Below are 8,008 nucleotides of genomic sequence, written 5' to 3' on the forward strand. Positions count from 1 at the left end.
GGGAACGCATGATCACCACAAGGGAACGCGTGATCACCACAAGGGAACGCGTGATCACCACAAGGGGAGTGTGTGAATCGCCCCAGGGGGTCAGTCGGAGGTGTCGAGGCCGATGGAGAAGGCGGCTTCGAGGTCGTGGCGGGAGTAGGTCCGGAAGGCGATGTGCGTCTCCGTGTGGGTCACCCCGGCCACCTTGTTGAGCCGGTTGGGGATCACCTCGGCGATCTCCTCGTACCGCTCGACCCTGATCATGGCCAGCAGGTCGAACTCGCCGGTGATCGAATAAACCTCGCTGACGCCGTCGAGTTCGGCGATGGTCTGGGCGACCTCCGGGATGCGGTCGACATCGGCTTTGATGTGCACGATCGCGGTGACCATTGGGGTCTCTCCTGCTTTGTGGCGAGTACGGCTATGCCCCCGACCCTAGCGTCATCGCAGCGGCCTGCCCTCACGCGCCTGGCGCGGCTGCAGCGCCTGGTAGGCCCGCTCGATCCGGTCCCTCAGGCGGCCGGCGCCGTACGCGGGGACGCTCCAGCCGCCGTCGACCTGAACGAGTCGCACGCCGGGTGAGTCGAGCCAGCGCAAAACGCACTCGGTCTCCTCGGCGCTGGCGGCGGGAGTGGGTCCCGGCCCGGGGGTGACGGTCTCCGCGGTGGCCACGAGCGCGTCGACGTAGGGCGTGGGATGGGCGCCGCGCGGCATCACCCCGGCGGCGGCGAGCCTGCCGTACCGGATGACGTGGATGTCCCATCCGCCGTCGAACGCGGGGCTGGCCGCCACCATGTGGGGGATCGTGGTGAGGGACCTCAGGCGTTGCATCCGGGCGGCCGTCCTGACGTAGGCCGCGAGCCGGTCGCGGTCGACGGCGGCCTCCTCGTAGCGCTGCTCCGCGGACAGCCGCCGCATCCGGGCCTCCAGCGCGGAGTAGACGGCCTCCCCGTCCTGCTCCATGGCGCGCTGCGCGCCGCGGACGTGGCGCGCGTACGCCTCCTCGCTCTCCCGCCCCTCGCAGGGGGCTCCGCAGCGGCCCAGCTCGGCCAGCGTGCAGGCGCTTCGCCGGGTGCGGGCGGAGATGCGCTCGGTGCACTGGCGCAGGGGAAGCGCCTCGTGCATGGCCGTACGGGCCTCGTCGGCCGTGCGGCTGTTGCCGAACGGCCCGAGATAGGTCGCCCCGTCGTCCTTGACCTCCCGCACGATGCTGAGCCGGGGGAACGGCTCGTCGGTCAGCTTGAGCCACACCGCGCGCTCGGGAAAGCGGGATCTCCTGTTGTAGCGGGGCTTGGTGGCGCCGATCATCCGCAGCTCGCGGATCTCGGCCTCCAGGCCGGTGGCGCACACGATCGTGCGCACCCGCTCGGCGATGCCGACCATCTCGCGGACCCGGGAACGGGTCTCGCTGGCCGTGAAATAGCTGCGCACGCGGTTGCGGAGGTTGGTGCTCTTGCCGATGTAGAGGGCCTCTCCGCGGGCGTCCTCGAAGACGTAGACGCCCGGCGCGCTGGGCACCCCCTCAGCGAGGTGCCGCTTGCGCTGCTGCTCGGGGGTGGGGGTCCGCGCGTAGCTTCGCAGCTCTTCCAGGGTGTGCACGCCGAGCGAGCCGACCCGCGCGATGAGTCCGTGGAGCACGTCCACGGTCGCCTGGGCGTCGGCCAGGGCCCTGTGGCACGGCTCGGTCGAGCTGCGGAAGAGCCGGGCCAGCGTGGCGAGCTTGCAGTTGGGCGTCTCGTCGCGGGTGAGCACCCGCCGGGCCAGGTCGGCGGTGTCGACCACCGGGTTGGCCGGCGGCGGGTAGCCGTTCGCCGCGCAGGCCGCGCGGATGAACGACATGTCGAAGGGCGCGTTGTGGGCGACCAGCGTCGCGCCCCTGGCGAACTCGAGGAAGCTCGGCAGCACCTCGGAGAACGGCGGCGCGGCCATCACCATCGCGTCGGTGATGCCGGTGAGGACGGAGATGAACGGCGGGATGGGACTGCCGGGGTCGACCAGGGTGGCGAACTCGCCGACGACCTCGCCGCCGCGCACCTTGACCGCGCCGATCTCGGTGATCGCGTGCTCGGCCGACGACCCGCCGGTGGTCTCCAGGTCGAAGACCACGAAGGTGACCTCGCGAAGGGGAGTGCCGAGATCGTCCAGGGTGCCCTGTACCGCGTCCACGGCCATGACCATAGGGACTCCCACCGACATTCGGCGCTCCGGGGCGTCCTCAGACGATCTCCGCCCGCCGCGGTCGTGCCCTGACGAGGGAGGATTCCGCTATATGTGCTGGCATTCTGGTAGAGATTAGCGGAAAGCTCTGGGAGCTATGTCCACATCGGTGCGGCTCACTGGCTCGACGTGGCGGTCGATCTGCCCGGCTCGACCTGCGGAGCATATTTACATTTCCGACCAAGACAACGTGGATTGTGCATGTCTTGCCGGGGTACGGGTGCGGGACTGATCGGCGAGCACGACTCGGACAGGGGTGCGTCAGCCGTACTCTTGAGGTAAGGACAAGTACAAGGAGCGACAGGATGAGTTCAGCCGGAGAAGGCCTATCTCGTCCGTTGCCCGAGCCCGTCCGGTTACAGGTGGTGGAGCTGGCCGCTCAGGTGCTGGGCTCCATGCCGGCGGCCACGATTCCGGGGCCGCTGCGGGGAATCGCGAAGTTCGACCCGCGTAAGCGCGCCCGTCTCGCCGGCGCTCCCATCGCGGCACAGCTCGAGAACGACAAGGAGTTCCGCGAGCTCGTGGCCGAGACCCTTCAGGGTGCCTGGCCCGAGCTGGTGGCGAGCCTGGCCGAGGGCACGGTGCCTCCGGCGGCGGAGCCGGTCATGGTGGCGGCGGCCGCGTACCTGAGCCGCCCCCCCGGCTGGCCCGACCTGGTCGAGCAGGCGCGGGCGGACATCGAGCAGACGGCGGCGGCGGACTCCCAGCGCGAGCACGCGGAAAGCCGGCTGCGCGAGCAGCTCGCGACGCAGCGGGCGAGCGCGAGGGAGGAGATCGACCGCATCCGCGAGCAGCTCAAGGCCGCGCGGTCGGAGAACTCCGAGCTGCGCCGCAAGCTGCACGACGCGCGCGAGCGGACCAGGGCGGCCGAGGCCAGGGCGCTCGCGATGGAGGCCGAGACCGCCGAGGCCCGAACCAAGGCGCTCAGCGCCAACGGCGCGGCCGAGTCGGAGCTGCGCAGGCTCAAGGAGCGGCTGGCGGACGCCGAACACCAGGTCGAGGCCGCCCGCAGGGCCGCCCGCGAGGGGCGCAGCGTCGAGGACACCCGCATCCGCGTGCTCATGGACGCCCTCCAGGACGCCGCGGCGGGGCTGCGCAAGGAGCTCGCCCTGCCCCTGTCGATCAGCAGGCCGGCCGACTACGTGACCGCGGTCAGGCCCGACGAGCCGGGCGTGGGCGCCGTGCCGGCCCGCGCGCTGGCCAACGACGACCCCCAGCTGCTCGACCAGCTGCTCGCGATCCCGCATCTGCACCTGATCGTCGACGGATACAACGTGACCAAGACGGGCTATCCGTCGCTCACCCTGGCCGACCAGCGTGGCCGGCTCCTCACCGGCCTCGGCGGCCTGGCCGTACAGGTCCGGGTGGAGGTGACCTGCGTCTTCGACGGAGCCGAGCTGGGCGGCCCGGTCCAGGTGTCGGCGCCGCGCGGTGTGCGGGTGATGTTCAGCGCGCCGGGGGAGATCGCCGACGACCTGATCAGGCGGCTGGTGCGCGCCGAGCCGCCGGGGCGGGCCGTCGCGGTCGTCTCGTCCGACCGCGAGGTGGCCGAGTCGGTGCGCAAGATGGGGGCGCGTCCCATCCCTTCGACGCTGCTGCTGCGCAGGCTCGGCCGCGCCTGACTACGATACGGCCCGATTTCGTCGCATTCGGTGACGATTGCCGTGAATAGCTGCGAATAGGTTGAAGCTCCATGATCGCCTGAGTAGGCTCACGCCGCCAGGTTTGGTCTATTCCCCCGAGGAGCCTTGATGCGAGGGCGCGTACCGGTGGCCGCTGGACTGGCCGCCGCGGTTCTGTTCATACCGATGGCAAGCGCGCAGGCGGCTCCCAAACCGACGATCCCCCAGGCCCAGGCCAAGTTGAAGGAGCTCAACAAGCAGGCCGACAAGATCGTCGACGACTACAACGCCGCCAACGAGAAGTGGAAGAAGGCCAAGGCGGCCTACGACAGCGTCAACGGTGACTACCAGAAGCAGAACGCCACCGTGGAAGCGCTCCGGCAGTCGCTGGTCTCTCTGGCGGTGAACTCCTACCAGACCGGTGACGTGTCGATGCTCGGCGGGGTCTTCTACGGCCCCGACCCGGAGGCCACCCTCAGCGGCATGGCCTCACTCGACCAGCTGTCGCAGACCAGGGCGCAGCAGCTCAAGGACTACGAGGCGGCCATCGCGGGCCTCAAGGCCAAGCGGGACAAGCAGAAGGCGACCTACGACGACGCCACCAAGTCGAAGGCGGACCTCAGCAAGAAGAAGTCCACGGTCGAAAAGCTCGTCAAGGAGCAGACGGCCCTGCTCAAGCAGCTGGGGGCCTACAACGCGGGCAACCCGAAAAGCGCCGGCATCACCTACACCGGCCCCGCGTCGGGCAACGCGCTCGCGGCCCTGCAGTTCGCCTACAAGCAGGTCGGCAAGCCCTACCGCTACGGCGGCACCGGCCCGGACTCGTGGGACTGTTCGGGTCTCACCCAGGCGGCCTGGGCCGCCGCCGGAGTGAGCCTGCCCCGGACCACCTACGAGCAGTGGTCATGGGGGGCGAGCCGGCGGGTCTCGATCAACAGCCTTCAGCCGGGGGATCTGCTCTTCCACCCCGGCATCGGGCACGTCGGCATCTACGCGGGCGACGGCAAGGTCGTGCACGCCCCCCAGACGGGCGACGTCGTGAAGGTCGTCACCCTGGCCGGCTACGGCAGCATCGCGGGAGCCGTCCGCCCCTGACTTTTTTCCGCGTGATCATGCAGAACTTCGCGCGCAGGTCCTGTGACCTGCGCGCTTTCTTTTTGTGATCATGTAGAACTTCGTGGATCCGCCCGCTGACCTGCGCGTTCGCGGTTCGTGATCATGCACTTCGACGCGTGGCTTCCCGTACGGCGGTGCCGTCCGGAGCCATGCCGTTTCGCTATGAGCACAGCGCGGCGTTCGGAGTCCGCTCATCCCATGCGCGCACGGCACTCCTGTCACCGCGTACGCCAGGGGTTTCGGAGGTCGCAGAGGCCGCGAACCAGAGTGACGGATGTGGCCAGTGTTACGTCACTCAGAAAGCCGATAATCAAATGTGAGTAGAGTCACATTTAAGGTAAATATCCGATAGATATCCAGCAGTTTCTCTTTCGTGATGCACCGAATTTGATCTTTGAATTTCGCTTGTGGTTTTGCCCAATCTTGGAATGGTTCGGTAGCTTCTGCCGTCGCGACGAGCACGCCATGCGCGTCGCGAACACGGATCGGCCCGCGGGCCGGTCCCGGATGACCATCCAGGCGTCACCGTCGCCCGTCGACTCGATCGTGAGCGGGCCCTCCCCGGGCCCCTCGTGGGCCCTTCCGAGGGCCTCGGCGCCGGTGACCTGCCGAGTCCGTGCAGTCAGGAGGCACGGAGCCGGGGAACCAATGGGCCTTCGCAGAAGGTCCCGGGGTGAATCGGCGCGACAGCGCCGTAGGGCGGCTTCCCAGCCCGAACCCGTCAGCTAACCCGGTAGGCGCAAGCGGAAGATCATAGGAGCAATCCTGTCCAGAATCCCCGTACGTCTGTCTCGTCGTGCCCTCATCTCCCTCGGCGGCGTCGCGTTGACCGCCTCCGTCGGAGCCGTGGCCGCCCAACCGGCGAACGCCCAGACGGTGACGTCCGTGAAGAGCGCCACGACGACGACGGCCACGGCCGTCAAGAGCACCACGACGGTCAAGAAGACGGCCAAGAAGAAGCTGAGCAGGGCCGCACTCCAGCAGGCCAAGGCCCGGCGGGCCGTCTCGGTGGCAAAGAAGCAACTCGGCGACCCGTACCGATGGGGAGCCGCCGGACCCAGGGCGTTCGACTGCTCGGGTCTGGTCATGTACGCCTGGCGCAGGGCGGGCGTGAAACTCCCGCGCACGACCTATTCCATGCGTAAGGCCGTGAAGAAGAAGATCAAGTGGGGCCACTTCAAGATCGGTGACCTCATCTTCACCAGCGGCGGCGGCCACGTCGGCATGTACGTCGGGCACGGCAAGATGATCCACTCGCCGCACTCCGGCTCGCGGGTCAGGATCGACAAGCTGAACTCCTACCGCAAGCAGTCCTTCGTGGGGGCGGTTCGGCCGGGTCTGTGACCCTGCAGGTTCTCAACAGAGATGACCTTTTCTCAGCAGGGATGCCCGCGATGTGTTCTCCTGGACATCCCTGCTGAGAGGGGAACTCCAAGACGCGTTAGACCCCGGCTCGAGTGCGGTTACGCCCCGTGCCCGGTGACCGCCCGCGACAGCCGGCTCGCAACCTCGCCGGTCACAGGGGTACGGGCGATCAGAATCCGGTACCACATCAGCCCGTAGATCTGGTCGATCGTCAGTTCCAGGTCGGTCTCCGCCGGCAATTCCCCACGGTCCAGGCCCCGGAGGAGCAGGCCCCTGAGTTCGTTTCTGCGGGCCGCGACGAATTCGCGCATCCCCTCGGCGGCCACGGTGTCGCGCAGGGCTTCGGCCATAAGGGCGCGCAGCAGGGGAGCCACCTCTTCTACAGCGCGGAAGGTGTCCGCGAGGAACACCTCCAGATCCGTGGTGAGCGCGCCGGTGTCAGGGACGGTCACCTCTTTCTGGGCGCGTTCGACCGTCGCCTCCAGCAGCACCGCCCCCTTGGACGGCCACCAGCGGTAGATCGTGTGCTTGCTCACGCCGGCGGCCTGGGCGATGGCGTCGATCGAGACGGCCATGCCGTCCGGCCCGGCGAGCAGTTCCGCGGCGCGGTCCAGTACGGCCTTGCGCACCGCGGGATTGCGCCGGCGCCCCGTGTGGGGACGGGGCGTGACCGGCTCTCGAGCGGAATCGAGCGACATGTGCCGACCCTACCAGTTGACGAAACCGTGAGTTCCGGCAAAGCTTTGACGGAACTCACGGTTTCGTCAACTGCTTTGACGTCGCACACACGGGGGATGCGATGAATCTGAATCTGCGCGGCAGACGCGCTCTCATCACCGGCGCGTCGAAGGGCATCGGCGCCGCGACCGCGGAGGTGCTCGCCGAGGAGGGTTGCGACCTGCACCTCGCCGCCCGCAGCGCGCCTGCGCTCGAGGACCTCGCGCGCCGCCTGCGCGCCGCCCATTCCGTCGGAGTGTCCGTGCATCCGGTCGACCTGCGACTGCCGGAGGATCTCGACCGCCTCGCCGGCGACGTGCCGGATCTCGACATCCTGGTCAACAACGCCGGCGACATCCCCGGTGGCTCCCTCGACGCGGTCGACGGGAAAGCCTGGCGGCACGCCTGGGACCTCAAGGTCTTCGGCTACGTCGATCTCACGCGGCTCGTCTACGCGCGGATGAAGGCCCGCGGCCGTGGAGTGATCATCAATAACATCGGCAACGCCGGCGAGCGGGTCGACTCCAATTACATCGCCGGAAGCTCCGGCAACGCCGCCCTCATGGCGTTCACCCGGGCCCTGGGCGGACGCAGCCTGAACGACGGCATCCGTGTGGTCGGGGTCAATCCCGGACCGGTGGCGACCGAGCGGATCCTCACCCTCCTCAAGGCACATGAGGGCAAGGAGAACGCGTACGCCGACCTCATGGCCGGCTACCCGCTCGGCCGGGCGGCGAACCCGCGCGAGATCGCCGACCTCATCGCCTTCCTCGTCTCCGACCGCTCCGCCTACACCAGCGGAGCCGGCTTCACCGTCGACGGCGGCATGTCCGCCGCGGGAGCCTGATCTGCGGTGGAACATGATTCCGCCCCGGTGGAGAGCCCGCGTGGATGCGGAACGTCCCCGCCGGGGCGGATCGGGACCTCTGGTCAGAGCGCGTCAGCTTCGGGTGGAGTACGAATGCGCGCCGGTCCCGGCCAGG

The 8,008-nt window shown here is 68.7% G+C and carries 7 protein-coding genes and 1 riboswitch; of the genes, 4 read left to right on the plus strand and 3 right to left on the minus strand.

Annotated features, from left to right (window positions below):
• Positions 1-90: 90 nt before the first annotated feature.
• Together Pth03_RS18970 and Pth03_RS18975 are read right to left on the minus strand one after the other, a co-directional pair.
• Positions 91-378, minus strand: a complete 288-nt coding sequence (locus Pth03_RS18970) for an Lrp/AsnC family transcriptional regulator (protein ID WP_203945625.1) — start codon at positions 376-378, stop codon at positions 91-93.
• A gap of 51 nt (positions 379-429) precedes the next feature.
• Complete coding sequence (locus Pth03_RS18975; RefSeq protein WP_373318558.1) at positions 430-2,160, minus strand: DEDD exonuclease domain-containing protein; 1,731 nt, start codon at positions 2,158-2,160, stop codon at positions 430-432.
• Positions 2,161-2,510: 350 nt separating this feature from the next.
• Here Pth03_RS18975 and Pth03_RS18980 point away from each other — a divergent pair, with 350 nt between their 5' ends.
• The 3 genes from Pth03_RS18980 to Pth03_RS18990 all read left to right on the plus strand — a co-directional run bounded on the left by Pth03_RS18980 (position 2,511) and on the right by Pth03_RS18990 (position 6,287).
• Positions 2,511-3,827 carry an NYN domain-containing protein gene (locus tag Pth03_RS18980; protein ID WP_203945627.1) on the plus strand — a complete coding sequence of 439 codons (1,317 nt, stop codon included), beginning with the start codon at positions 2,511-2,513 and terminating at the stop codon, positions 3,825-3,827.
• Positions 3,828-3,956: 129 nt separating this feature from the next.
• Entirely contained in the window at positions 3,957-4,922 is a 966-nt protein-coding gene (locus tag Pth03_RS18985; protein ID WP_203945628.1) for a C40 family peptidase, read from the plus strand.
• Positions 4,923-5,539: 617 nt separating this feature from the next.
• Positions 5,540-5,698, plus strand: a riboswitch (cyclic di-AMP (ydaO/yuaA leader).
• A 70-nt stretch (positions 5,699-5,768) separates the two neighbouring features.
• The gene (locus Pth03_RS18990) at positions 5,769-6,287 is read left to right on the plus strand and encodes a C40 family peptidase (RefSeq protein WP_239119162.1); all 519 of its coding nucleotides are present in this window, start codon (positions 5,769-5,771) and stop codon (positions 6,285-6,287) included.
• 119 nt (positions 6,288-6,406) lie between these two features.
• Here Pth03_RS18990 and Pth03_RS18995 read toward each other — a convergent pair whose 3' ends face one another.
• A complete protein-coding gene (locus Pth03_RS18995; protein ID WP_203945629.1) occupies positions 6,407-7,006 on the minus strand; it encodes a TetR/AcrR family transcriptional regulator in 600 nt (199 codons plus the stop codon).
• Between the two features lie 101 nt (positions 7,007-7,107).
• On the opposite strand from Pth03_RS18995, the gene Pth03_RS19000 reads away from it, so the two are divergent.
• Positions 7,108-7,872, plus strand: coding sequence for an SDR family oxidoreductase (locus Pth03_RS19000; RefSeq protein ID WP_203945630.1), 765 nt, complete (start codon positions 7,108-7,110; stop codon positions 7,870-7,872).
• The last annotated feature ends 136 nt before the right edge of the window (positions 7,873-8,008 follow it).

This window comes from Planotetraspora thailandica (genome assembly GCF_016863335.1).
Taxonomy (GTDB): Bacteria; Actinomycetota; Actinomycetes; order Streptosporangiales; family Streptosporangiaceae; genus Planotetraspora; species Planotetraspora thailandica.

Bases quoted from the DNA above. Each gene is read 5' to 3' on its own strand.
- Pth03_RS18995 (WP_203945629.1), bottom strand. From the start codon at position 7,006: ATGTCGCTCGATTCCGCTCGAGAGCCGGTCACGCCCCGTCCCCACACG.
- Pth03_RS18985 (WP_203945628.1), top strand. From the start codon at position 3,957: ATGCGAGGGCGCGTACCGGTGGCCGCTGGACTGGCCGCCGCGGTTCTG.
- Pth03_RS19000 (WP_203945630.1), top strand. From the start codon at position 7,108: ATGAATCTGAATCTGCGCGGCAGACGCGCTCTCATCACCGGCGCGTCG.
- Pth03_RS18970 (WP_203945625.1), bottom strand. From the start codon at position 378: ATGGTCACCGCGATCGTGCACATCAAAGCCGATGTCGACCGCATCCCG.
- Pth03_RS18975 (WP_373318558.1), bottom strand. From the start codon at position 2,160: ATGGCCGTGGACGCGGTACAGGGCACCCTGGACGATCTCGGCACTCCC.
- Pth03_RS18980 (WP_203945627.1), top strand. From the start codon at position 2,511: ATGAGTTCAGCCGGAGAAGGCCTATCTCGTCCGTTGCCCGAGCCCGTC.